This is a genomic window from Collinsella sp. CLA-ER-H7 (assembly GCF_040092345.1).
GTDB lineage: Bacteria > Actinomycetota > Coriobacteriia > Coriobacteriales > Coriobacteriaceae > Collinsella.
Genome location: NZ_JBBNLT010000010.1, coordinates 70,782 through 91,949 on the forward strand (window position 1 = coordinate 70,782; position 21,168 = coordinate 91,949).

24 protein-coding genes and 1 tRNA gene are annotated in these 21,168 nt (G+C 61.9%); 8 read left to right on the plus strand and 17 right to left on the minus strand.

Annotated elements, in window-relative coordinates; all coding sequences use genetic code 11:
• Positions 1-125 precede the first annotated feature (125 nt).
• A complete protein-coding gene (locus AAAX75_RS07140) occupies positions 126-2,069 on the minus strand; it encodes a DUF2207 domain-containing protein (RefSeq protein ID WP_349091597.1) in 1,944 nt (647 codons plus the stop codon).
• A 508-nt stretch (positions 2,070-2,577) separates the two neighbouring features.
• Between AAAX75_RS07140 and gluQRS the strand changes: the two genes are divergently transcribed.
• Complete coding sequence (gene gluQRS, locus AAAX75_RS07145; protein WP_349091598.1) at positions 2,578-3,588, plus strand: tRNA glutamyl-Q(34) synthetase GluQRS; 1,011 nt, start codon at positions 2,578-2,580, stop codon at positions 3,586-3,588.
• Positions 3,589-3,603: 15 nt separating this feature from the next.
• Here gluQRS and AAAX75_RS07150 read toward each other — a convergent pair whose 3' ends face one another.
• Together AAAX75_RS07150 and AAAX75_RS07155 are read right to left on the minus strand one after the other, a co-directional pair.
• Positions 3,604-4,329 carry a metallophosphoesterase gene (locus tag AAAX75_RS07150; protein ID WP_349091599.1) on the minus strand — a complete coding sequence of 242 codons (726 nt, stop codon included), beginning with the start codon at positions 4,327-4,329 and terminating at the stop codon, positions 3,604-3,606.
• 85 nt (positions 4,330-4,414) lie between these two features.
• Entirely contained in the window at positions 4,415-4,654 is a 240-nt protein-coding gene (locus AAAX75_RS07155) for a hypothetical protein (protein ID WP_349091600.1), read from the minus strand.
• 353 nt (positions 4,655-5,007) lie between these two features.
• Here AAAX75_RS07155 and AAAX75_RS07160 point away from each other — a divergent pair, with 353 nt between their 5' ends.
• The 3 genes from AAAX75_RS07160 to AAAX75_RS07170 are packed head-to-tail and all read left to right on the plus strand — an operon-like array spanning position 5,008 to position 7,629.
• On the plus strand, positions 5,008-5,550 hold the full coding sequence (locus AAAX75_RS07160; protein WP_161144563.1) for a DUF4342 domain-containing protein: 543 nt from the start codon (positions 5,008-5,010) through the stop codon (positions 5,548-5,550).
• Between the two features lie 20 nt (positions 5,551-5,570).
• Positions 5,571-6,350, plus strand: a complete 780-nt coding sequence (locus AAAX75_RS07165) for a response regulator transcription factor (protein ID WP_349091602.1) — start codon at positions 5,571-5,573, stop codon at positions 6,348-6,350.
• Positions 6,334-7,629 carry an ATP-binding protein gene (locus tag AAAX75_RS07170; RefSeq protein WP_349091603.1) on the plus strand — a complete coding sequence of 432 codons (1,296 nt, stop codon included), beginning with the start codon at positions 6,334-6,336 and terminating at the stop codon, positions 7,627-7,629. Before AAAX75_RS07165 ends, AAAX75_RS07170 begins: the two co-directional genes overlap by 17 nt.
• A gap of 75 nt (positions 7,630-7,704) precedes the next feature.
• On the opposite strand, the gene AAAX75_RS07175 is transcribed toward AAAX75_RS07170, so the two are convergent.
• The gene (locus AAAX75_RS07175; protein ID WP_055310391.1) at positions 7,705-8,079 is read right to left on the minus strand and encodes a VOC family protein; all 375 of its coding nucleotides are present in this window, start codon (positions 8,077-8,079) and stop codon (positions 7,705-7,707) included.
• An 11-nt stretch (positions 8,080-8,090) separates the two neighbouring features.
• Positions 8,091-8,378 (minus strand): PTS sugar transporter subunit IIB, encoded by a 288-nt coding sequence (locus AAAX75_RS07180; RefSeq protein ID WP_006235903.1) that lies wholly within the window; start codon positions 8,376-8,378, stop codon positions 8,091-8,093.
• A gap of 163 nt (positions 8,379-8,541) precedes the next feature.
• Here AAAX75_RS07180 and AAAX75_RS07185 point away from each other — a divergent pair, with 163 nt between their 5' ends.
• The 3 genes from AAAX75_RS07185 (at position 8,542) to AAAX75_RS07195 (ending at position 11,024) form a co-directional block, all read left to right on the plus strand.
• The gene (locus AAAX75_RS07185; protein ID WP_006235902.1) at positions 8,542-9,165 is read left to right on the plus strand and encodes a hypothetical protein; all 624 of its coding nucleotides are present in this window, start codon (positions 8,542-8,544) and stop codon (positions 9,163-9,165) included.
• A gap of 31 nt (positions 9,166-9,196) precedes the next feature.
• A tRNA-Leu gene (locus tag AAAX75_RS07190) sits at positions 9,197-9,281 on the plus strand.
• A 441-nt stretch (positions 9,282-9,722) separates the two neighbouring features.
• A complete protein-coding gene (locus tag AAAX75_RS07195) occupies positions 9,723-11,024 on the plus strand; it encodes an AAA family ATPase (protein ID WP_195521173.1) in 1,302 nt (433 codons plus the stop codon).
• A gap of 118 nt (positions 11,025-11,142) precedes the next feature.
• On the opposite strand, the gene AAAX75_RS07200 is transcribed toward AAAX75_RS07195, so the two are convergent.
• The 6 genes from AAAX75_RS07200 to larC all read right to left on the minus strand — a co-directional run bounded on the left by AAAX75_RS07200 (position 11,143) and on the right by larC (position 16,569).
• A complete protein-coding gene (locus tag AAAX75_RS07200; protein ID WP_349091604.1) occupies positions 11,143-12,144 on the minus strand; it encodes a hypothetical protein in 1,002 nt (333 codons plus the stop codon).
• A gap of 20 nt (positions 12,145-12,164) precedes the next feature.
• Positions 12,165-12,926, minus strand: coding sequence for a hypothetical protein (locus AAAX75_RS07205; RefSeq protein ID WP_349091606.1), 762 nt, complete (start codon positions 12,924-12,926; stop codon positions 12,165-12,167).
• Positions 12,927-13,121: 195 nt separating this feature from the next.
• On the minus strand, positions 13,122-14,411 hold the full coding sequence (gene eno / locus AAAX75_RS07210) for a phosphopyruvate hydratase (RefSeq protein WP_349091607.1): 1,290 nt from the start codon (positions 14,409-14,411) through the stop codon (positions 13,122-13,124).
• Positions 14,412-14,599: 188 nt separating this feature from the next.
• The gene (mazG, locus tag AAAX75_RS07215) at positions 14,600-15,460 is read right to left on the minus strand and encodes a nucleoside triphosphate pyrophosphohydrolase (RefSeq protein WP_349091609.1); all 861 of its coding nucleotides are present in this window, start codon (positions 15,458-15,460) and stop codon (positions 14,600-14,602) included.
• Between the two features lie 2 nt (positions 15,461-15,462).
• Positions 15,463-16,011 carry a phosphodiesterase gene (gene yfcE, locus AAAX75_RS07220; RefSeq protein WP_349091611.1) on the minus strand — a complete coding sequence of 183 codons (549 nt, stop codon included), beginning with the start codon at positions 16,009-16,011 and terminating at the stop codon, positions 15,463-15,465.
• Positions 16,012-16,083: 72 nt separating this feature from the next.
• Positions 16,084-16,569 (minus strand): nickel insertion protein, encoded by a 486-nt coding sequence (larC, locus tag AAAX75_RS07225; RefSeq protein ID WP_346979707.1) that lies wholly within the window; start codon positions 16,567-16,569, stop codon positions 16,084-16,086.
• Positions 16,570-16,886: 317 nt separating this feature from the next.
• Here larC and AAAX75_RS07230 point away from each other — a divergent pair, with 317 nt between their 5' ends.
• On the plus strand, positions 16,887-17,798 hold the full coding sequence (locus AAAX75_RS07230) for a PHP domain-containing protein (RefSeq protein ID WP_349091612.1): 912 nt from the start codon (positions 16,887-16,889) through the stop codon (positions 17,796-17,798).
• Between the two features lie 27 nt (positions 17,799-17,825).
• Here the strand turns inward: AAAX75_RS07230 and hisE are convergent, their stop codons facing one another.
• From hisE to hisH, 6 genes are all read right to left on the minus strand, one after another.
• The gene (gene hisE / locus AAAX75_RS07235; RefSeq protein ID WP_117797555.1) at positions 17,826-18,143 is read right to left on the minus strand and encodes a phosphoribosyl-ATP diphosphatase; all 318 of its coding nucleotides are present in this window, start codon (positions 18,141-18,143) and stop codon (positions 17,826-17,828) included.
• A gap of 15 nt (positions 18,144-18,158) precedes the next feature.
• Complete coding sequence (locus AAAX75_RS07240; RefSeq protein WP_099432266.1) at positions 18,159-18,386, minus strand: hypothetical protein; 228 nt, start codon at positions 18,384-18,386, stop codon at positions 18,159-18,161.
• A complete protein-coding gene (gene hisI, locus AAAX75_RS07245) occupies positions 18,383-18,724 on the minus strand; it encodes a phosphoribosyl-AMP cyclohydrolase (protein WP_117629975.1) in 342 nt (113 codons plus the stop codon). Before hisI ends, AAAX75_RS07240 begins: the two co-directional genes overlap by 4 nt.
• A gap of 142 nt (positions 18,725-18,866) precedes the next feature.
• On the minus strand, positions 18,867-19,649 hold the full coding sequence (hisF, locus tag AAAX75_RS07250; protein WP_349091615.1) for an imidazole glycerol phosphate synthase subunit HisF: 783 nt from the start codon (positions 19,647-19,649) through the stop codon (positions 18,867-18,869).
• Positions 19,650-19,652: 3 nt separating this feature from the next.
• Positions 19,653-20,396 (minus strand): HisA/HisF-related TIM barrel protein, encoded by a 744-nt coding sequence (locus AAAX75_RS07255; protein ID WP_349091616.1) that lies wholly within the window; start codon positions 20,394-20,396, stop codon positions 19,653-19,655.
• Positions 20,393-21,094, minus strand: a complete 702-nt coding sequence (gene hisH, locus AAAX75_RS07260) for an imidazole glycerol phosphate synthase subunit HisH (RefSeq protein WP_349091617.1) — start codon at positions 21,092-21,094, stop codon at positions 20,393-20,395. The genes AAAX75_RS07255 and hisH overlap by 4 nt, the downstream gene beginning before the upstream one ends.
• Positions 21,095-21,168 lie beyond the last annotated feature (74 nt).

Genomic DNA, 21,168 nt, shown 5'->3' on the forward strand with positions numbered 1-21,168 from the left:
ACCTAGTCATTTAGGGATGTTCCCAGTGATTAGTCGTTGGGGACAGCCTTCGTAGGTAGCGCATAAAAATGGGATGGATCCGTCGGCAGTCGCCGGAGAAGATCCATCCCAAAAATCAGAGCGCGCTAGAACGTTCCGCCGCCGCCTCCGCCGACGCCGCCGCCTCCGCCGCCAGAGAAGCCGCCGCCTCCGCCGCCGCCCGAGCTGTCGGAGCTCGACGCCAGCTCACGGATACTCTCGTGATACACGTCATCGAACGAATCGAGCGGAGACTCGATACCGTAATGATGGTAGTACCACCAGTAGCAGGGGTAATTGTCGTAGAAGCCGTCGGCCTCGCGCACCTCGGGAGGAACAGCCTCGGCAAGCTGACGCAGGACTTCCTTCGAAACGCCCAGCGCCACGCCCATCACCAGAAGTTTATTCCACAGGACCAGATCGCCGGGGACGGCTTCCTTTAGGCGCGTGAAGTCCTCGAGCCAATGCTTGAGCGCCTTGCAGCGAGCCGCCACCTCGGCGCCCTCCGGCGTAAAGCGGCGGAAGGTGAGACTCACGCCAATGCCCACAAGCACGATGGGCACCGAGATAATCGCAGCGATAACGTTTGCCTGCGCGCCATCGGTAAAGAAAATGGATCCAATAGGAATAAAGGCAATTAGAATGCCCAGGACCAGGCCAAACACCATTGCGACAATGCCGTCCGAGGCAACGTACTCGCTATCGGCCAGCTTGCCCTTAACGGTGTTCTGATAGTCCTCGAGCTTGTCGCCCACGGGTGTAGAGTGCTGCTTGACGTAGTGCTGCAGCTCGTCGAACGTGCGCGAGCGATCGCCGTTCTCGTCAGGCTTAGCACCGGCAAAGAAGACCTTGAGCACCATGTGGTCAATGCCCTTGGCCGACTTCCAGCCCGCATCACTCACCGTCACGCGATACGTCTGCTCTTCTTTTTCACGCCCCAACAGACCCTTCTTGGCCTTGGTCACGGTCGCCTGCTCCAGCTTGATCACACGGTCGTCAGTGAGCTTCATGAGCGTGGCGATATATGCCTGATCGGGCACCTCGTTCCAGCTCATGAGGGCCGAAAGCACGGCGGGATGGTCGGCCGAAGGCACATCGCGGAAATAATCGTCCTGGAAAAACGGCTTGGGCTTGCGCTTGCGCAGCTTGAGCATAACGATTGTGCCGGTAAAGGCCACCGCCGCAACAACACTTAGCACGGCAAGTGCATTGGCAATCATGCGAGCGTGAGCGCGGCGGGCGTTAGCTTCGTCGGCCCATTCCTTCTCTTCGCTCAGGATCGTTGACATGCGCTCTTCGCCCGAAGCGGCAAGCTGCGGCACCCAGTCGCTAGGGAAGGCGATGCGTGCCTCGGCGAATTCGCCCTGATGCACGCAGGGAATGGTATAGGTGACCATGGGTTCGTCCTCATCGAGTGACACGTCGCCCGTCAGCGGACCGTGGCCCCATGCGCGGAAGTTATCGCCCTTGACGGCCGCCGTCCCGGCAGCGGCATTTGCGAAGCGCACTTCCATCTCGACATCGTCGGAATCCGCAGACCAGCCGTCGCCCACAAACTTCCAGTAGAGCTCGGCGGTATCGGCCCAGTTCATAACCGCACCGGTCATGGTATAGCTCACGTAATAGGTCGCGCTGTCGCCGCTCTCGTGAGAACTGAATACCTTAATCTTTACGCCGTCACCGGTCTGCTCGACCGTATAGACGCCAGAGTCACCCTTGTTCGCGCTATCGACTTTGTTAAACGCGGTGTCCTCTTCCTCGACACTCAGCACGTCGACGGCCGCCGAGCCACCCTGCTGGTTGGAGCCCGTATTGATCTCCCAAAACACGCCGTTGATGTCGTCGTCGAAATCAAACTGGCGTCCCTCGACAACGGTCAGCGATCCGTCGGCTTCGACCGTGGCGCTGATGTAGGTTTGGGTCATGGAATAACCGTCGGCGTGTGCGGCGGCGGGCAGTAGCAGCAATGCAAGCGCGACGAGTGCGCAGACGGAAGCAAATCGCGCAAACGGGCGGCGCTGCCGACAGGTTTTGGCAACGGGGGCGTTCATAGGCACATCCTTTGTCTGTGATACCAGCAACGCCATTGTCCCACGTTTACGGGCGCACATGACGAACATCTAGGCCAGCGGAGTATCAAACGGGACGAAAGTCACGCCCGCGGCCGGCACCTGGGGACGTTCCTTATCTGCCGGCAATCTGGGACACTCCTTGGCATGGCCTGCGCCAGCAATAGATACCACTTCACAGCTCTGTCACAGGTGTAGCGGCTTTGTGTGGGTGCGGCACGCGCTGATTGAGCCGCCAGCCGAGGGGCATAAAGCAGTTGAGCGAAAACGGTTTGCCCCTTTGCCGTTCGCTCGAGGATCATGTCCCCCTTTTCCGCGGAAACCCCGGCAGTTGCGAAGAGCTGCCGGGGTTTCTGTCGTTTGTGAGGCTAAGTCGGTACGCAGCGATCGAGACCTTGAGCCGCAAACCCACCGTGCGCAATGCGCACCGCCGCCAACTTGTGAGCGCGGCAACGCCTTCCCTGCCAAGCCCCGCGCTATACTCATCCGCATGGATATCAAAACACGCAACATAGCAACGCCCGCCGCGGACGCGCCAGCGACGCCACCCGCCTCCGCCCCCGCGCCCGTCGTGGGCCGTTTCGCCCCGTCGCCCTCGGGCCGCATGCACCTGGGCAACGTGTTCAGCTGCCTGTGCTCGTGGCTTTCGGCCCGCAGCCAGGGCGGCAGCATCGTGCTGCGCATCGAGGACCTGGACGATCGCTGCAAGCGCCCGGAACTTGCCGCTCAACTGATTGACGATCTGACCTGGCTGGGGCTCGAGTGGGACGAAGGCCCCTACTACCAGCACGATCGCCTGGATCTGTACGAGGACGCCCTGCGCCAGCTGCAAGACGCCGGCCTCACCTATCCCTGTTTTTGCACGCGTGCCGAACTCCACGCCGCGAGCGCGCCGCACGCCAGCGACGGCACGCCCATCTACCGCGGCGCCTGCAGAGGTCTTTCTGCTGAAGAAATCACCCGCCGCAGTGCCCTGCGTGCTCCGGCCACGCGCCTGCGCGTGCCCACCGTCGACGACCTCGCCAGCGACGTGATCGAATTCATGGACCGCACGTACGGAGCCCAATGCGAAGCACTCGCCACCGAGTGCGGTGACTTTTTGGTGCGCCGCAGCGACGGCGTTTTTGCCTACCAGCTAGCCGTGGTGGTCGACGACGCTGCCATGGGCGTCACCGAGGTCGTGCGCGGATGCGATCTGCTGGGCTCCACGCCCCGCCAAATCTACCTGCAGCATCTGCTGGGACTTCCCACACCGCACTACGCGCACATTCCGCTGCTCATGTCGCCGGACGGCCGCCGCCTTTCCAAGCGCGACCGCGACCTGGACCTGGGCGAGCTCCGCACCCGCTTTGGCGCGCCCGAGGCACTGCTGGGCTGGCTCGCCGGGCAAACAGGCATCGCGCCGGACGCCACACCGCGCTCTGCCGAGCAGCTGGTCGAGCACTTTAGCTGGGATGTTATCCGTACGCATCGGGAAAACATCACTGTAATGGTCGAGTAGCCAGCCACCCCGCCCCTACGCGACATCCCAGGGCTGGAGTTCGTCGCCCAGGCGGACGATACAGTCGTAGAGCACGGTATGGCGCTCGGCCGGGTTGGCATCCCGATGAAAATGCCCGTAATACCAGCGTTTGTAGTCCAAGCGATCTTCCAGCTCATCGAAAAATGCCGTAAGTCGGTCAACGTCGGGGCAATTCCAGCCGGGCGCTGGATAAAGCGTGGGCGAAAGCATATGCGTAGAGCAGGTGTGGGTGACCACGTAGTCGACCTTCCAGCCCACGCTGTCGAGTTTTGTCCGTGCCTCCTCAAAGTTGCGCTCGTCCGGCAGCTCCTGCGGCCACCAGCTGGAATACGGAATGCGGTATTCCCTGTCCACGCTCGTGGCGCCGCCCATGGTAAAGACCGTTGAGCCGTCGAGCTCAAAAACCTCGCCGCGCGTCAGGCGCCGTATGGGCGAGGTATCCGACAGGCGCTGCGTCAGCCCACCGTGCCACAACTCCATGGGGCGCTCCGCCCAGTGATCGAAACGCTCGTGGTTGCCGTCGACAAACAGCACGGTGTAGGGCCGCGACTCCAGCCAGGCGATGTCGGCGCATTCCTCGGCAGAGAAATCCCACGGAAAGCCAAAGTCGCCCGCGACAATCAGATAGTCGTCGCTCGTCAAACTATCCCCAAGATCCCAGTCGCGCAGCTTTTGCATGTCGGGGCCGCCGTGAATATCGCCCGTCACATAGACCGTCATCGGATCACCACTTCCCTGTAAGTCGCTAGCCCACATTCTGCACGATCACTAAGTCAACCGTTCCAGCCCTTCCATCCTTTGGGACCTACCCCTCGCTCTTCCATCCAAACGGGTCAAACACCCAAAAGATCAGATCGAGCACGCCGCCGGTCATCATGGCGCCGGCAAGAGCCATGCAAACGCGCAGAGAACTGGCACTTCGGAGCACATCAAACGGCCCCAGAACAGCCAGCAGCGCGACCGCTGCGCCGGCAAGGCACAGCGCGAGGCACGGCCCCGCGTCCTTGACGCACTTCTTTGCGAGATGCTTTGCGTTGTCACTCATCAATATCGAACTCCTTAGAGGACCGTTGTTTGGGTACATGCCGCCGCGGCAGAGCAGGGCGGCAGGGTAAGTGTCACATGTCGTGCGGACATCAATGGAGAAACCGCCTGCTCGACCAACCCTTGGCGCCGTTTTGTACCGGCACCACATCCCCCGCTATCGAGGTCTAATACTTTTCCCACCGCTACCCAAAAACTCATCCAACATTAATCTTGGCTCAAGAATCGCTTAATCTATAACCTGCACTATAGAGTTCGACCAAGGGCGGGGCGGCGCCACACAGGCCGCCGAACGCAACGCTCGCTCCCGGGCAGATCGCCCGGCGTCGCGCCCATCGAACGAAAGGACAGGTCATGGACGACCTCGAAAAAGTTGAAACCATCCGCACCAAGTGCAACGTGAGCTACACCGATGCCAAAGCCGCGCTCGACGCCGCCGACGGCAACGTTTTGGACGCCATCATTTGGCTCGAGTCGCAAGGCAAGACCCAGACCACGTCGGCGCACGCCGCCACCGAGTCCGCGCCGGTCGACGAACCCTCGGCCGAGATGGTCGCCGCGCAGGCCGCCTACGAGAAGTCGAGCGAAAAGACCGACTTCTCCAAGAAGATGGACAGCGTGTGGGAGTACCTCAAAAAGCTCTTCCGCCTGAGCCTGGACACCAAGTTTATCGCCACGCGCCGCGATGCAATCATCCTCAACATCCCCATCCTGATCCCCATCATCGCCCTGTTTGCCTGGGGCGCCACGATATGGCTGATGCTGATCGGCCTGTTCTTTGGCATGCGTTACCGCATCGATAGCGACGGCGACGTGCCCGGCAGCATCAACAACCTTATGGATCACGCCGCCGACGCCGCGGACGACATCAAGCAAAATCTCAACGACGACAAGTAATCGCAGACGGGGGGGCACGTATGGCACGGATCCTGATCGTAGAGGACGAGGAGAAAATCGCCCGCTTTGTGACGCTCGAGCTGGAGCACGAGGGCTACCAGGTGGAACATGCCGCCGACGGCCGCACCGCCGTGGACCTGGCACTGGAACGCGACTACGATTTGATTCTGCTCGATGTACTGCTGCCGCAGCTCAACGGCATGGAGGTCCTGCGGCGCGTACGCAAGCACAAGGATGTGCCGGTGATTATGGTCACCGCGCGAGACGCCGTGATGGACAAGGTGGCCGGGCTCGATGCAGGTGCTGACGATTACCTGACCAAGCCGTTTGCCATTGAGGAGCTGTTCGCACGGATCCGCGTTGCGCTGAAGCGCTCGGAGGCCGTGCGGACGGCTTCGGGCGTTGGCGGCATCGGGACGGGCGCGGCGAGCGACGCGGGCGGGAGCGACGCTGCGATACCCCCGGTCAGCGACTCGGCCCAGGCTTCCGCCTCGCCCTCCCCCGCTACGCTCACCGTTGGCTCGGTTGTGCTCGATCCCGACCGCCGCGAAGTCACGGTCGGAGGCTCGCCCATCGCGCTCACGGCCCGCGAGTTCGACGTTCTCGCCCTGCTTATGGCGCATGCCGAAACCGTGCTCACGCGCGAGCGCATCGCGCACGAGGCGCTGGGCTACGAATACGTGGGCGACACCAACAACGTCGACGTGCACATTGCGCACCTGCGCGCCAAGATCGAAGACGCCGGCGGCGCCCGCATCATCCAAACCGTGCGCGGGGTGGGCTATGTCTGCCGTGCGTAACGCCGAGACCAAGCGCGTCACCTCCATCGCCCGCGCCATCAACTGGAGCTATATGTGGCGCCGCCTGATGAGCTACGTCTGGCTCGATCTGTTGCTGTTGGTTATTGCGGTGGCGATCCTCGTCTATGGATACAACCAGACGCTGCCCGACGGCGCGTTTACCGCAGGATGGATCCCCGGCGCCACCGTTCACGGCATGTCGCTGACGCCCGCGCGCGGCTGGGACCTGACAACGCTCACCTATACCGTCGAGCTTGTGCGTACCATCAAGACCTTCCCCCTCGCGCAGGACCTCGTCGCGCTGTGGCCTCTCTACCTTGTCGTTGTAGGTTGGCAGGTCATCAGCGTGCTCAACATGCTCGGCGGCGCCCGACGCGTACGCCGCACCATGGCGCCGCTCAACGATCTGGCCCTGCGCGTGGACGAACTCGGCCGCATGCAGCTCTCCGGCGGCAAGATGGAAACGCTGGAGCAGGCCATCGAGCGCGCAAGCGTCGACTCGCCGAGCGTCACTACCGGCGACGCCGACCTGGCAAGCATCGAGGTTGCACTCAACCGCCTACTGCGCCAGATGCAAGAGGCCAAGCTGCAGCAGATGCGCTTTGTCAACGATGCGAGCCACGAGCTGCGCACGCCCATCGCGGTGATTCAGGGCTACGTAAACATGCTCGACCGCTGGGGCAAAGACGACCCGGACGTGCTGGCGGAGTCTATCGCGTCCCTCAAGGCCGAAAGCGAGCACATGCAAGAGCTCGTGGAGCAGCTGCTGTTTTTGGCGCGCGGCGATGCCGGGCGCACGGTCCTACGGCGCGCGAATACCAACCTGGCCGCACTGGTCGGCGAGGTATGCGAGGAATCGCAGATGATCGATACCGAGCACACGTATCGACTGGCCTTTGACGCTGTGCTTGTCAGCGACCCGCGCTGCGACGCGCCCGTTGACGTGGCGCTCGTGAAGCAGGCTCTGCGCGTGATCGTGCAAAACGCCGCCAAGTACTCGGATGCGGGAACGACCGTCACATTTGGCATAACGCCGGATGCGGGCGCGGGCACGATCGACATAAGTGTTGAGGACGAGGGCATCGGCATGAACCAGGAATCCGCAGCTCACGCGTTCGAGCGGTTCTACCGTGCCGACAACGCGCGCGATGCCGGCGCACAGGGTTCGGGTCTGGGGCTTGCGATCGCCAAGTGGATCGTCGACAGCCACGACGGCGTCATCGGTGTGACCTCGGTCGAAGGGGTCGGCAGCCGCTTTACGATTCGCCTGCCACGATAGGAAGCCCCTCGGCATAAATAAAGGGATAGGGCCACGCGGCCCTATCCCTTTTTGCCAGCTATGGCAGCTTGTGCGCTACTCGCGGCACAGGTGCACGGCGAAACCGGCGAACTCGCGCTTAAAATACACGAGCTTGGTGCCGCCGTCGGGCAGCAGCGCGCGCGACTCTTCGTTGACCTCGAGCCCGCGCTCGGCAAACCACTTCTCAGCTGCATCGATGTCGTTAACGGCAAAGCCGATGTGGCCCTTGGTGCCACGACCGTTCTGCTTCATGATCTCGACCAGCGAATCGTTGAAGTACGAAACCGGGGTCTCGATGACGGGCAGGCCCATCATCGTCGAGAACAGCTCCGCGATCTCCAGGGCGTCTGCCGGGTCGGTGGCGTTAATGCCCACATGGGCAACGCGCATACCAAAGAGCTCTACCGGGTTGGCGTTCTGCTCACTCATGCAGTCAGCGCCTACTGAGCCATGACGTCGAGAACGGCCTTCTCGGCGGCAACGCGGTTCATGCCGGTCATGAAGGGCACGCCACTCACGTACGGGCAGGTGAGGCCCTCGGGGGCAACGGTGGTGGCGATCAGCAGGTCAGCGCCCTCGTCGCAGTAATCCTTGGCCTCGGAGATGGCGCACTGCACGATCTCGTACTTGTCGGCATAACCGTTGGCGTCGAGCAGGGTAGCGACCTTCTGGGCAACGAGCGTGGAAGTAGCAGCGCCAGCACCGCAAGCCAAAACGATCTTTTTCATAGGTAATGTCTCCCTTCATGGTTTACTTTAGGTAAGTGTACCGCAGCGAGCGATGGCACTCGGCCTCGATGAGCTTTTATGCCAGTTTGCTTGTGCGCTGCGTATAATACATCTAGTACGTGTTGTCATACCGCTCGCTTTATGAGCGACTAAGGACCCTAATATGCCCGATTCCCGCACCCTCTGGACCGCCGTCGTTATCATCTGCATCGCCGTGTCGGTGTTCTTTAGCGTCAAAAAACGCACCACGTTTAAACGCCTGCAGCAATTGATGGCCGCCAAGCAGTGGGACGAGTTCGATCGTTTGCTCGACGGCAAACTCACCAGCATGCTGTACCCACGCTACAACCGCGACTACCTGCGCCTGAACTCCTATCTGCTGCGCGAGGACCACGAGCGTGCCAGCGAGATGTTCGATCTGCTGCTGGGGCTCAACCTCCCCAAGATGCAGCGCGTCGACCTGGTGATCAAAGCCTTTAACTACTATGTTGGCCAGGAGGACCGCAAAAAGTCCAAAGAGCTGTTGCACGAGATCAAGGGCTTTGAGGGCGGTCAGGCCGAGGCAGTCGCGCACGAATGCCAACTGATGTACGACACGATGATCCTCAAGCGCCACAACGACATTCCCGAGCTGGAGCGCATGCTCGAGGATGTCGGCGACGACCCGGTCAAGCGCTGCCGACTGGAGTACCTGCTGGCCCTGCAGTATCAAAACAAGGGCGACGAGGCAAAGTTCCAAGAGTTCCTGGAGAAGTCGGGCCAACACTCGATGGCCGTCAACGCGTAACGGACGGCTTGTGCTAGACTTCTAGTCTCACGGGGGCGTGGCGGAATTGGCATACGCAGGAGACTTAAAATCTCTCGCCGCAAGGATTGTGGGTTCGAGTCCCACCGCCCCTACCATATGGAGCTTTCGAGCCCGTGTTCCTCAGGGATGCGGGCTCGCTTCTTTTAGATGCCGGTGGGACTCGAACCCGCGAGGGGGCGAGCGTTAAGCGGACGCGCAGCGTCCGAAGCCGGTGCGTATTTGCGCAGCAAATGCGCGGACGTCCCACCGCCCCTACCATATGATTGCTTGCGAGCCCGTGTTCCCCAGGGATGCGGGCTCGCTTCTTTTAGATGCCGGCGGGGCTCTAAGTTGCGGTGGAATAGTTCCTGTTTTGGTAGTTTACCAGCCCATTTAGGAACTATTCCACCGCAACTTAGGTTGGTGTTCCCACATTTTCCGATGGAAAAACGTGGTTGTCTCCCACATTTTCCGATGGAAAAACGTGGTTGTCTCCCACATTTTCCGATGGAAACTCCCAAATGGCCTTATACTAGCCGAGAGGGTTGGGAGGCAATATGCAGCGACAGCTTATGAGTGAACTTATCGCTTGGAAATCAAGGGCGAATCGCAAACCTCTCTTGCTTAAGGGAGCCCGCCAGACAGGAAAGACTTGGCTTCTTAACGAATTCGCAAGCCAGCAGTATCGAAACGTCATTCGTTTTGACTTTATGCTCGAGCCGAGCACACGCTCGCTGTTCGATGGGAACCTCGACCCCAAGCGCATCATCTCCCAGATAGAACTCCTACGTGGCCAAACCGTAACGCCGGAAGACACGCTCATCATCTTCGACGAGATCCAAGAGGCGCCACGCGGGATCACCTCGCTCAAGTACTTCAACGAGCTTGCACCCGAATACCACATCGTAGCAGCCGGTTCCTATATGGGCCTCGCGCTCCGACGCGAAAACGAGTCATTTCCCGTCGGCAAAATCGACCAGCTCACCATGCGTCCCATGGGGTTTGCTGAGTTCGTTCGTGCCGTCGACGGCAACCCGCTCGCCGACGCCATCCTTGCCGCAGACATGAACCTTCTAGCAAACGTTACCGAAAAGCTCGAGCACTTGCTCAAGGAATACCTTGTTGTCGGCGGTATGCCCGAAGTTGTCTCCACTTTCGCCGAGACACGCGACTTCATCGAAGCCCGAAGGCTTCAACAGCAAATCATCGAGGCTTACGAATCCGATTTTGGCAAACATGCACCCGCCCGCATCGTCGAGCGCATGAGGTTGGTTTGGAAATCCCTTCCCGGCCAGCTTGCAAAGGAGAACAAGAAGTTTGTCTATGGCGCCCTTCGTCCCGGAGCGCGCGCACGCGATTTCGAGGAAAGCCTCCAGTGGCTCACGGACTACGGAATCGTTCATAAGGTGCCACGTGTTTCCGCTCTAAAGGCGCCGCTCTCGAGCTATGAAGACCTCTCGGGCTTCAAACTGTTCTGCATCGACACCGGTATCCTCGGAGCGCTCTCCGGTCTCTCTCCGGCCATCGTTCTTAACGGATCCGCTGTTTTTACCGAGTTCAAAGGTTCGCTGACCGAACAATACGTCGCGCAGGAGCTTTTGCTCCAGGACAAAACTCCCGCGTATTGGTCCTCTACCTCCGGCAATGCCGAAACCGACTTTGCCATCGACCATGCGGGAACCGTGCTTCCGCTTGAGGTCAAGGCGGCAGAGAACCTTAAAGCGAAGAGTCTGAAAATAGCCTGCGAAAAATTCAAACTCGAGCGTTGCGTGAGGAGCTCCCTGGCGGCATATAGAGACGAGGGCATGCTCATCAATATTCCGCTTTGGGAGATTGGGCAGATCGACAAGCTGGCATAGGCGCTGTGGGGACGCCCCGCAAGGACTGTCCCCAGGTGCCGGCTGTTGAGTTGCGGTGGAATAGGGACTGTTTGGTGCCCGAAAGGGCGATTTTAGTCCGTATTTCACCGCAACTTATTTAAAGGGCGCTGAGGTTGGGAGTCCAGCCGATGGTGGGGGTTGTGCCGTCGAGAGTCTCGTTGATGGTGGCGGCCATGCCAGCGAGTAGGCTGTTCTCGCTTACAGTGAGCGTGTCGTAGCCGCCGGCTCGCATGAGCTCGCGAATCACCACGGCGCCAGCGAGAATCACGCCTGCACGCTTGGGCTGCACGCCTGGCAGCGCAGCGATACCCTCCACATCCAGCGTAGACATACGATCGATGGCGGCCGAGATCTGCTCCATCGAAAGCTCGCGCAGGTGCACAAAGCTCGAGTCGTACGGCTCCAGTTCGTGGACCAGCGCCACGAGCGTAGTAACGGTACCGCCCACCGCAACGAGGCGCTCGGCGCGCTCAAAGTCGACAGGCAGGCCCTCAAAGTAAGCCCCGAACTGCTCGCCCGCCCATACGCCAGCGGCGGCAAGTTCACTGTCCGTTGGCGGCAGCGCCGAGAAAAACCGCTCCGTCACACGGCGGCAGCCAATGTCCAGCGAGCGCGTCCCTTCTAGCGCAAAGACGCCACGCTCCGGCGCATAGACGCCCGTCGCGAGCTCCGTGGATCCGCCACCCGAATCGGCAACAATAATGCGCTCGCCGGCAAAGTCGTGCGCCACGCCAAAAAACGTCAGGCGTGCCTCGACCTCGCCCGGAATCACCTGCGGTTCGAGCCCCAGCTCGCGCAGGCCGTCCAGCAGCAGGGCGGCATTGGACGCATCGCGCGCGGCACTCGTGCACGTGGTGCAGATGCACACGGCCCCAAAGGCACGGGCCTCGTCCACAAACATCCGGCACGCAGCGAGCACACGCTCAACGGCCGCCTCGCAAAAGCGACCTGTCGCGTCGACGCCCTCGCCCAGATCGGTAATCTCGGTATGCTTGGACGATTCCACGATCGCCCCGCCCTCGACCTGGGCCAACACCAGTCGCGACGACACCGTTCCCAGGTCGATCGCCGCCACCTTATAGCGTTTGCAATTTGTCATTGCGGGCTCCCCTCCGGGCGCTATTTGCCGTTGGACACGACCGTCTGGCCCTCGACACCGTTAAACCCAAACAGCATGTCGAGCGCCTGGATGTACCACGGCGCGTCCTTACCGACGTCTTCGATTTCCTTGGCAACTTCGCTGGCCTTCTTGGCGTTCGACGACTTCTTGCTCGAAGACGAATCCGAATCGTCGTCCAGGCCCTGCACTTCAATTCTCTTCTCACCGGGCATCACCAGGCCCAAGTCCTCGGATGCCGCGTCCTTGATACCCTCCTCCGAGAGCAGCTTGTCGACGCTTTTCTGCAGCTCATCATTGTATTGCTGACGAATCTCGACCTGCTTGGCCAAGATATCGCTCGAACGCTTTGCCACGTACAGATCGCGCACGGGGAAATACAGGCTCACGAGCACCAGGGCAACGACAATGCCGATGAATAGCCCTCGCTGAGGACCGTGGGTAAAGTCGTAAATTGCCTTGACCACTGCGTTGTCGTTGGCGTAGTGCATAAAGTCCGAGCCGGAAAGACGGCTTGAGGGACGGCGCGGCTTGTCGGACGCCTGGGCCGAAGGGCGCGACGCTTGCTTGGAACGCGATGGGCGCACCGGACTGTCCGAGGAACTATTTGGCTGAGCATTGAGATGCGAAGTCGCCGGCGAGCTATACCTGGAGCGATCGGCGCCAGCATAACCAGACCCGCCAAGCTGCACCGAATGTGCACGGCGAGGTGACGGTTCGCGCGAACCGGCGGAATAGTACCTGTTGTCGTAAATCTGATCCATGTGCGCCTTGTGCGGTTGAGGTTTGTTTGCGCTAAGTCCTTTAGTTATAGCACGAGCGCCCGCACCGCCTTCGCCAGCCTTTGCTCGACATAAAAAAGGCGCTGAGCCGTATGGCCCAGCGCCCATAGTGCTTTGCGGCATCCAGCCAAGGCGAGGAGGAACCGAGTCAGCCTCCCCCTCGCCAAATTCGCCCGTTTAGCGAATGTTGTAGAACGCGGCCTTGCCGGCGTAGCGCGCGCTGCCTTCGAGCTCGTCCTCGATGCGGATGAGCTGGTTGTACTTGGCAATACGGTCGCTGCGGCACGGGGCACCCGACTTAATCTGGCCGGCGTTGACGCCCACGACCAGGTCGGCAATCGTGGAGTCCTCGGTCTCGCCAGAACGGTGACTCACGATGCAGGCGTAGCCGGCCTCCTTGGCGGTTTCGATGGCCTCGAGTGACTCGGTGAGCGTGCCAATCTGGTTGACCTTGACCAGAATCGCGTTGGCGGCGCCCAGCTCGATGCCCTTCTTGAGGCGCTCGGTGTTGGTGACGAACAGGTCGTCACCCACCAGCTGCACCTTGTTGCCAATGCGCTGGGTAAGCTCGACCCAACCGTCCCAGTCCTCCTCGGCCATGCCGTCCTCGATGGAGATGATGGGGTAGGTGTCGACAAGCTTCTCCCAGTAATCGACCATCTGGGCGCTCGTGTACTCAACACCCTCGCCCTTGAGCTCGTACATGCCGGTCTCGGCGTTGTAGAACTCGGTCGAGGCCGGATCCATAGCGTACATGAAGTCGACGCCGGGCTTAAAGCCGGCCTTCTCGACGGCCTTGGTGATGTACTCGAATGGCTCGGCATTGGTCTTGAGGTTGGGCGCAAAGCCGCCCTCGTCGCCCACGCCGCCGCCCAAGCCGGCCTCGTGCAGCACGCCCTTGAGGGTGTGGTAGACCTCGGCACACCAGCGCAGACCCTCGGCAAAGCTCGGGGCGCCCACCGGCATGATCATAAACTCCTGGAAGTCGACGTTGTTGTCGGCGTGCACGCCGCCGTTGAGGATGTTCATCATGGGCGTGGGCAGCAGATGGGCGTTGACACCGCCCAGGTACTGGTACAGCGACAGGCCCGCCGACTCGGCTGCGGCGCGGGCAACGGCCAGCGACACGCCCAGAATGGCGTTGGCGCCGAGCTTGGTCTTGTTGGGCGTACCGTCCGCGGCGATTAGCGCGGCATCGACGGCGCGCTGATCGAAGGCGTCGAGGCCCACGACGGCATCGGCACACTCGTTGTTGACGTGCTCGACGGCCTGCGAGACACCCTTGCCCAGATAGCGGCCCTTGTCGCCGTCGCGCAGCTCACATGCCTCAAAGGCGCCGGTCGAAGCGCCCGAAGGCACCATCGCGCGGCCGAAGCTGCCGTCCTCGAGCACGACCTCGACCTCGACGGTGGGGTTGCCGCGGCTGTCGAGCACCTCGCGACCGTAGACATCCAAAATATCGCTCATGTTGTCTCCCTCTCACTTGGAAACGGGTTGAATGCTTGGCGACACGGCTTGCACGCTACAGCGGCGCGTAGGTTCATAAGTTAGCCTTATCGCACTTTTTGCATTATGCCCTAAGTTAGCCAAGGGATACAATCTTTTTAAAAATAATGGGAGCGACGGGACAAGCCCGTCCCGTCGCTCCCGCAGTCTTACTCCTCTGCCTTTGCGGCATCCCAGAGGTCATTGAGGCCGTGGGTCGAAAGCTCGGCCAGATCCACGTGGACGTCGGCCGCCATCCGCTCCATCGCGGCCCAGCGGCGGCGGAACTTTGCCGTGCTGGCACGCAGGGCGCTCTCGGCGTCGATTCCCTCCTTGCGCGCAACGTTGACCAGGGCAAAGAGCAGGTCGCCAAACTCCATCTCGCGCTCGGGCGAGCCGGGAGCCTCGGCCTCAAACTCGGCACGCTCCTCGGCGACCTCGTCCCACACGTCCTGGACCGTCTCCCACTCAAAGCCCACGGCAGCCGCCTTGCGCGACACCTTCTGAGCCTGCATCAGCGCCGGCAGGTGCGTAGGCACGCCGTCGAGCAGACCCTCGGGCGCGGCCTCGCCTGCCGCCACGGCCTGGTCTTTGGCGGCCTTCTCGGCAAGCTTGACCTCGTCCCAAATCTTGAGCACCTCGTCGGAGTTGTCGGCATCCGCATCACCAAACACGTGCGGATGACGGCGAATGAGCTTGGCGTCGATATCGCGCGCCACGTCGGCCAGCGTAAACTCGCCGGCGTCCGCCGCGATCTGCGCATGCAACACTACCTGCATGAGCACGTCGCCCAGCTCCTCGCGCAGGTGCGCCGCATCATCGGCCTCGATGCAGTCGAGCGCCTCGTAGGCTTCCTCGATCATGTTCTTGCCAATGCTCTGATGCGTCTGTTCGCGGTCCCACGGGCAGCCATCGGGCTGACGCAGGCGCCAGATGGTCTGCACCAGATGCTGCAGCTCGGCCGACGCGTCGACCAGCGTGGACAGGTCGCGCGAACCCTCGTCATTTTGCTGAGCCATATGCTCGGCCATGGTTAGTCCTCCTCCAGGATCACATGGCGGAACGCGTCGTTCTCGTAGATGCCGTAGCTGTGCGTGCCGTCCTTGGGAATGCTCACGCTGCCGGGGTTGAAGAGCCACAGGCCCGGGTGCGCGGCGCTTTCCTCGTTAACTTTGATGTGCGTGTGGCCGTAGACGAGCGCGGAACCCTCGGGCAGCGCGGGCGCGTGGTCGACGCTGTTGTGCATACCGGCGCCAAAAACGTGGCCGTGCGTCAGGAACAGTTCACGTCCGGTCTCGTCGAATAGTGTGGCGTAGTCGGCCATGACGGGGAAGTCGAGGACCATCTGGTCGACCTCGGCGTCGCAGTTGCCGCGCACCGCGATGATGCGGTCGGCCAGGGCGTTGAGCAGCGGAATCACGCGCTTGGGGGCATAGTCGCGCGGCAGGTCGTTACGCGGGCCGTGGTAGAGCAGGTCGCCCAGCAGCACAATGCGGTCGGGCTGTTCGGATTCGATGGCAGTGCAGAGGCGCTCGGCCCAGTATGCCGAGCCATGGATGTCGGAAGCGATGAGGTATTTCATGGGGAGTCCTTTCGAAGCGGAGTTGATGGGGCTGAAAACGGGGCCCGACGGATGTGGAGCCCATCTACCGTGTTACTCGAATCGCAGCGCCGCGCTCTGAGCCGCCTGCATCACGCGTTGGAGCGGCACGTCATGTTCGCGGGCAAGACGGGCGCAATCCTCGTACTCGGGAGCCGCGCGCTCGCTGCCGTCGGGCAGAGTCGCCACCTTAACGGATACCTCGCCCCAAGGCGTTGTCACCTGCTCGAATCGGCGCGGCAGGCAAACGCGTTCCATCACCTGGCAACGAACGGCGTTGGTCGTGGTCTCCAAAAAGATAATCGTCTGTAGGCGCTCGATATCCTCGTGCGAGCAGATCACCTGCAACTGCCATCCGGGGCGGCCCTTTTTGCAGTAGAGGGGCAGCCAGTGCACCTCGCGGGCGCCGGCCTCGCGCAGGCGGTCAGCGGCGTAGGCGAGCACCTCGGGCGACGCATCGTCGATGTCGCACTCCAGCTTGACGATGGTCTCGGGCGCATCGGTCTCGCGGGACAGCGGAGATGTACTTCCACGTTGCATACGGTCCGGATCCTTTCCGCACGGGCTCGTTTTATTCACCCAAACGCTAGCACATCGCGAGCTGTACGAGTGTGACGGCGCGTGATGAGCGCGATTTTCCTTGTCGGAAAGAAAGCGACATCCCACCGCCTCAGCTAAACATGTACATCAGCCTCCAAACATGTCATTATTTGCAGCTTTTGAAGGCTGATGTACATGTATTGGAGCGGGGCCGCGCCGCGCAGCCTTTCCAATCGATTTCGAGCTCCGGCGTGCGCGGCGTATTGAGAGCTGCAACATTACAATGGAGCGGATTCGCCAAATGCAAAGGAGTCGCCATGCCCGCATGCCCGCTGGTCGATTGCCACACCCACACCTCGTTTTCGGACGGACATGCCTCGTTTGAGGACAACGTTCGCGCCGCTGCTGCGGCCGGCTGCCGCGTCATGGTCTCGACCGATCACCTCACCCTGCCCGCCAGCATGGACGCCAGCTGCGAAGTACAGGTTGTCGAGGGTGACCTGACGGCACATCGTCTGGCCTTTGAGGACGCCCGCAAACTCGCCGCGCAGATTGCGCCGGAGCTCACCTTTATCTACGGTTTTGAATGCGATTGGTACGAGGGTTGCGAGCCCTTGGTAGAGCGCTGGTCCCAGGGCGCCGTCGTACGCCTTGGCAGCGTGCATTGGATTGGCAACCCAGGCGATATCATGGCCGGTGCCGCGGGTACGGCGAAAACGGAAAACGTCGCTCGCCCCGATACACCCGATTCCCTTTGCGGTTGGATCGACGACGACACCGACCTGCACGTTTGGGAAAACCTGGGCGTGCGCGGCGTGTGGGAGCGCTATGTCGATGACTGGTGCCGCGCCTGCGAAAGCTCGCTCAGCTTTGATGCGATGGCTCACCCCGACCTGGTCATGCGCTTTTCGAAGGAAGGCTTTGCGCCCGATTTTGACCCCGCGCCGTTCTGGGAACAGATGGCCGAGTGCGCTCACGACATGGGTCGCCGTGTCGAGGTCTCGACCGCCGCGCCGCGCAAGGGCCTCGACGACTATTACCCCTCGACGGGGCTGTTGCGCTGCTTCGCCCACGCCGAGGTGCCCATTACCTTTGGTTCGGACGCGCACCGAGCCTGCGACATCTGCTGGAACATCCGCGAGGCCCAGGCCCACGCTTACGACTGCGGTTACCGAACCTTCGACATCCCCCACCCCACCGGCGAATGGGAGCCCACGCCCCTCGCCTAACTAGTCATTGGGGACGTTCTTAAACGACTAGTGGCGGCGAGCGTTGAGTTCGCCGGCCAGCTCGTCGAGGGTGATGCCGTAGCGCTCGAGCGTCACGAGCAGGTGGTAGACCAGGTCGCCGGCCTCATAGCGAATGTGGTCATGGTCGTTATCCTTGCAGGCCATGATCACCTCGCTCGCCTCCTCGGCAAGCTTCTTGAGCAGCTCATCCTCGACGTCGGTCAACAGACGCGCGGTATAGCTCTCCTGCGGCGACGCGTCGCGACGACCGTGAATCACCTCGGCCAGTCCCGTCAGCGTCTCGCCGATATTTCCCGGCTGCACGTTAGCTGTTCTGACTCCCATGGTTATTTCCTCTCGTTACTGCAGCGTAAAGTAGGTACCGGTCTCATCGAACCGAGGCTTTGCGCCCTTTTTCTCAAAGAACTCGACGATGACGGCATGGGCCTCATCGAGCCTTTCTTTCTCGGCCTCGAGCCAAAGCGACTGCGCCCCGCAGGCATCAGTCAGGTGCACGCGGCATGGCACGCCCGCGCGGAGGAGCTCGGTGTTGCAGTCGGCGACCTCGAACGGCGTCACGACTTTCATCGCACTCCCCCTTCCACGCGCTTAAAGAAGCAGGTACGGTTGCCGGTGTGGCAGGCCGGACCCGGCGAGTCGACCTTGACCAGCAGCGTATCGCTATCGCAGTCGGCCCAGAGCTCCTTGACCTCCTGCATATTGCCGCTCGTCGCGCCCTTATTCCAGAGCTCCTGGCGACTGCGGCTCCAAAACCACGTGGTCCCGGTCTTGAGCGTCAGCCCCACCGATTCCTCGTTCATCCAAGCAACCATAAGCACCTCACCGGTGTCATACTGCTGAACCACACAAGGAATCAATCCTTTGGCGTCGTATTTAAGATCCGCTGGAGTAGTAATTTCTCTCATTTCAATTCCCCAATTTAAACATCGCCGGTCGGCGAGGGTTGTCCAGGTGCCCGAGATTCCGAGCGACAAGCCCGACGACGCGTACTTAAGTACGCGAGGAGGGTTGGAGCCGGAAGGTCGGGTGCCTGGGCAAGCCGCAGCATTAGAAGTCCAGCCTCACAGGAATACCTTGAGAGGCCATATACTCTTTGACTTCGCGAATGCTGAAGGTTCCAAAGTGAAAGACGCTCGCCGCCAGCACGGCGTCGGCCTCGCCCTCGATCACGCCCTCGGCAAAATGCTCGAGTGTGCCCACGCCGCCGCTCGCGATGACGGGAATCGGCACCGCGCGCGCCACGGCGCGGGTGAGCGCCAAATCAAAGCCGGCCTTGGTGCCGTCGCGATCCATGCTGGTCAGCAGGATTTCGCCGGCGCCGCGACGAGCCGCCTCCTCGGCCCACGCCACCGCGTCGATACCCGTAGCGTTGCGGCCGCCCGCCGTAAAGACCCCCCACTTATCGGCGCCCGGCTCCCCGGGCAGCCCCACGCGCTTGGCATCGATCGCCACGACCACGGCCTGGTTGCCAAACGCCGCGGCAGCCTGGCTGATCAACGACGGGTCGCGCACAGCGGCAGAGTTAAGCGACACCTTGTCGGCGCCGGCGGCAACCATGGTCCGCATGCCCGCCAAGTCGCGAAAGCCGCCGCCCACGGTATAGGGAATGGCGAGCTCCTCGGCCGCATGCGCCGCCATCTCGATAGTCGTCGCGCGGTTGTCACTCGTGGCGGTAATATCCAGGAAGACGACCTCGTCCGCACCCTCGCGATCGTAGGCACGCGCTAGCTCCACCGGGTCGCCCGCATCGCGCAAGCTCACAAAGTTGACGCCCTTGACCACGCGGCCGTCCTTAACATCCAGACAGGGAATTACGCGTTTGGTAAGCATGGGCTACTCCTCCCCTCGGGCGGCGGCCAACGCCTGTGCCAGCGTAAAGTTGCCTTCGTAGAGCGCACGGCCGGTAATGGCGCCTTCAATCGCGACCTCGCCCACCGCGGCCAGTGCGCGGATGTCGTCGAGCGTCGAAATACCGCCCGAAGCCACGACGGGAAAGCCCGCGACCTCGGCCACATGGCGATACGCCGCCACATCGATGCCCGTCTGCATGCCATCGCGCGCGATGTCGGTATACACCAGATGCTTAAAGCCCAGCTCGGTAAGCTGCGCCACGGCATCGTCGAGCGCCACGCCCGCGCCGTCGCGCCAGCCGTTCACCTTAACCTGGCCGTCGCGCGCGGCAATGTCGGCGACCAGCAGCTCGCCAAAGCCTTGGGCTGCCACCTCAGCAAAACCCGGCTCGGTCACGAGCACGGTGCCCAGCGCAATGCGGCGAGCACCATAGCCTGCCAGCTCATCGATGCGCGCGAGTGAGCGAACGCCGCCGCCCACGTCCACGGACAGACCGCCGACGCCGCAGATGGCCTTAATCGCCGCCGAGTTGGCAGCGCATGTGTCCTCGTCCTCGCCAAAGGCAGCGGACAGGTCGACGACATGCACCCAGCTTGCGCCCTGCTCGGCAAACGAGCGGGCGACGGCCACGGGGTCATCGGAATACACCTTGCAGCGGTTGCGGTCACCGCGCTCCAGGCGCACAACCTTGCCGCCGATCAGATCGATTGCGGGAAACAGGATCATCGGCCAACCTCCTCGACGATGCTGACGAAGTTCTTAAGGATGCACTGACCCAGCGCGGAGGATTTCTCGGGATGGAACTGGCAGCCCCACACGTTACCGTGGCGCACGATGCACGGGAAGCTCCGTGTATAGTGCGTGCGTGCCAACACATCGGCGGCATCGACGTCGTCGGCCACCGCGTAGCTGTGAGTGAAATACATGTTGGCGCCCTCGGCAAAACCGGCAAGCAACGAATCGGCCGCACCGGCGGGCGTCATGTGCACCTGGTCCCAGCCCACGTGCGGGACCTTCAGACGGCTCGACTCCAGGTGCGTGCACGAGCCACGCATGATGCCCAGGCCATCGACCCAGGGACCGCCAGCCTGCTCGGGAGCGTTTCCGTCCGCGACCGTGCCCTCGTCCGCCGGCACGCCCTCGTTGCCGCGCTCAAAAAATAGCTGAAGGCCCAGGCAGATGCCGAGCAGCGGAGTTCCGGCGGCAACGGCATCGAGCACGGCCACCTCCTCGCCGCTCTGGCGCATAAAGGCGATTGCGTCATAGAACGCGCCCACGCCCGGGATGACCAGGCCGTCGGCGTTGCGGATCTGCTCCGGATCGTCCGATGTGCAGGCGGCGGCACCGGCGCGCGCAAGCCCGCGCACGACGCTCGACAAGTTGCCCTTGTGGTAGTCGACCACCACAATCTTTGGTTCGCCCACGCGACCCTCCACTTCTCATCATCCAAAACCACCACAAAGGGGACAGGCACCTTCGTGGTGGTTTTACCCTTGTG

Excerpts from the sequence above, each read along its gene's own strand:
- hisF (WP_349091615.1), bottom strand. The coding sequence starts at position 19,649 with ATGCTTACCAAACGCGTAATTCCCTGTCTGGATGTTAAGGACGGCCGC.
- AAAX75_RS07185 (WP_006235902.1), top strand. The coding sequence starts at position 8,542 with ATGCCCGATTCCCGCACCCTCTGGACCGCCGTCGTTATCATCTGCATC.
- AAAX75_RS07230 (WP_349091612.1), top strand. The coding sequence starts at position 16,887 with ATGCCCGCATGCCCGCTGGTCGATTGCCACACCCACACCTCGTTTTCG.
- AAAX75_RS07200 (WP_349091604.1), bottom strand. The coding sequence starts at position 12,144 with ATGACAAATTGCAAACGCTATAAGGTGGCGGCGATCGACCTGGGAACG.
- AAAX75_RS07180 (WP_006235903.1), bottom strand. The coding sequence starts at position 8,378 with ATGAAAAAGATCGTTTTGGCTTGCGGTGCTGGCGCTGCTACTTCCACG.
- AAAX75_RS07205 (WP_349091606.1), bottom strand. The coding sequence starts at position 12,926 with ATGGATCAGATTTACGACAACAGGTACTATTCCGCCGGTTCGCGCGAA.
- larC (WP_346979707.1), bottom strand. The coding sequence starts at position 16,569 with ATGCAACGTGGAAGTACATCTCCGCTGTCCCGCGAGACCGATGCGCCC.
- hisI (WP_117629975.1), bottom strand. The coding sequence starts at position 18,724 with ATGAGAGAAATTACTACTCCAGCGGATCTTAAATACGACGCCAAAGGA.
- eno (WP_349091607.1), bottom strand. The coding sequence starts at position 14,411 with ATGAGCGATATTTTGGATGTCTACGGTCGCGAGGTGCTCGACAGCCGC.
- AAAX75_RS07175 (WP_055310391.1), bottom strand. The coding sequence starts at position 8,079 with ATGAGTGAGCAGAACGCCAACCCGGTAGAGCTCTTTGGTATGCGCGTT.
- AAAX75_RS07240 (WP_099432266.1), bottom strand. The coding sequence starts at position 18,386 with ATGAAAGTCGTGACGCCGTTCGAGGTCGCCGACTGCAACACCGAGCTC.
- AAAX75_RS07170 (WP_349091603.1), top strand. The coding sequence starts at position 6,334 with ATGTCTGCCGTGCGTAACGCCGAGACCAAGCGCGTCACCTCCATCGCC.
- hisE (WP_117797555.1), bottom strand. The coding sequence starts at position 18,143 with ATGGGAGTCAGAACAGCTAACGTGCAGCCGGGAAATATCGGCGAGACG.
- mazG (WP_349091609.1), bottom strand. The coding sequence starts at position 15,460 with ATGGCCGAGCATATGGCTCAGCAAAATGACGAGGGTTCGCGCGACCTG.
- AAAX75_RS07150 (WP_349091599.1), bottom strand. The coding sequence starts at position 4,329 with ATGACGGTCTATGTGACGGGCGATATTCACGGCGGCCCCGACATGCAA.
- AAAX75_RS07165 (WP_349091602.1), top strand. The coding sequence starts at position 5,571 with ATGGCACGGATCCTGATCGTAGAGGACGAGGAGAAAATCGCCCGCTTT.
- AAAX75_RS07140 (WP_349091597.1), bottom strand. The coding sequence starts at position 2,069 with ATGAACGCCCCCGTTGCCAAAACCTGTCGGCAGCGCCGCCCGTTTGCG.
- AAAX75_RS07160 (WP_161144563.1), top strand. The coding sequence starts at position 5,008 with ATGGACGACCTCGAAAAAGTTGAAACCATCCGCACCAAGTGCAACGTG.
- AAAX75_RS07195 (WP_195521173.1), top strand. The coding sequence starts at position 9,723 with ATGCAGCGACAGCTTATGAGTGAACTTATCGCTTGGAAATCAAGGGCG.
- yfcE (WP_349091611.1), bottom strand. The coding sequence starts at position 16,011 with ATGAAATACCTCATCGCTTCCGACATCCATGGCTCGGCATACTGGGCC.
- AAAX75_RS07255 (WP_349091616.1), bottom strand. The coding sequence starts at position 20,396 with ATGATCCTGTTTCCCGCAATCGATCTGATCGGCGGCAAGGTTGTGCGC.
- AAAX75_RS07155 (WP_349091600.1), bottom strand. The coding sequence starts at position 4,654 with ATGAGTGACAACGCAAAGCATCTCGCAAAGAAGTGCGTCAAGGACGCG.
- gluQRS (WP_349091598.1), top strand. The coding sequence starts at position 2,578 with ATGGATATCAAAACACGCAACATAGCAACGCCCGCCGCGGACGCGCCA.